The 509-nt window shown below is 72.3% G+C and carries 1 protein-coding gene; it reads right to left on the bottom strand.

From position 1 onward, the window contains the following. Positions 1 to 230: 230 nt before the first annotated feature. Positions 231 to 509 (bottom strand): ATP:cob(I)alamin adenosyltransferase (locus tag NBZ85_RS34210; RefSeq protein WP_498041288.1); only part of this gene is annotated, 279 nt, incomplete at its 5' end.

Genomic DNA, 509 nt, shown 5'->3' with positions numbered 1-509 from the left:
ACACGCTGGCCAGCATCGTCCGGCGGCGGCACCGTCGGTGCCCGCGTCCTGCCGGTTCAGCCCGTTCAATCCTCGCCATGCACTTTCCTTGTTCTGTTCGACGGGAAAGTTAAGGCGGCACCCCTGGCCGGACTGTAGGAGAACAAGCCCATCCATTACCCGACGGCACCGGTTTCCGGACCGTGTGCGGCCGCGCGGCGGCGAGGCGTGCCGCGCCGGGAATGCAGCGGCTACGGGGCCGTGCCGACGCGGCCTGCGTCAGCCGCGGAGGCGCCCGATTCCTCCTCCGCGCGCCGTGCCATGCGGTCGCTCTTCCAGTACACGTCGTCGCCCCCGTCCATGCGGTTGAGCACGCGCGCGAGCACGAAGAACAGGTCCGACAGCCGGTTCAGGTAGCGCCGTGGCGCGGCCCGCAGCCCCTCCGGCTCGGCCTCGCCCAGCGCCACGACGGAGCGCTCCGCGCGGCGGGCCACGGTGCGGCAGACATGCGCCTGCGCGGAGCGCTCCGT

The organism is Frankia tisae, from assembly GCF_025403405.1.
Taxonomy (GTDB): domain Bacteria; phylum Actinomycetota; class Actinomycetes; order Frankiales; family Frankiaceae; genus Frankia; species Frankia tisai.
Note: the sequence above shows the minus strand (reverse complement) of the source record. Positions and strands in the feature narration are given on the sequence as shown.